At 32.5% G+C, this 326-nt stretch carries 1 protein-coding gene; it reads right to left on the bottom strand.

Annotated features, from left to right (window positions below):
* Positions 1 to 326, bottom strand: a 326-nt coding sequence (locus GNY06_RS05940) for a transposase (RefSeq protein ID WP_166519216.1), incomplete at both ends; no start/stop codon positions are given.

Here is a 326-nt window from a genome sequence, read left to right as displayed (position 1 = left end):
TTGCGAAAATAAGGTTTCGATGGGCTTTCGGGATTTTCTAAAAATATAAGGCTGAGGCTTATATCCATGTTGATTTTTTCGCATAGGTACTTCCATATTAATCTGGTTGTAAGTAAATAAGTCTCTTGGATAATCAATACTCAGATCACCTTTGTCTCCTAATATTGTACAATTTTGATACAAGTGCTTAATATCTTTGAGATAATGAATATCCTGTACAGAAGCTTGTGTTACATCAAAATCGGTAAAAATCCCATCAGTAGTACACACTGCATGCAATTTATAACCATAATAAACACTATTTTGCCAAGCACAAAAACCTTTAT

The organism is Elizabethkingia argenteiflava (assembly GCF_009904105.1).
GTDB classification, from domain to species: Bacteria; Bacteroidota; Bacteroidia; order Flavobacteriales; family Weeksellaceae; genus Elizabethkingia; species Elizabethkingia argenteiflava.
The sequence above is the reverse complement of the archived record's forward strand: the minus strand, read 5'-3'. Positions and strand labels throughout refer to the sequence as shown.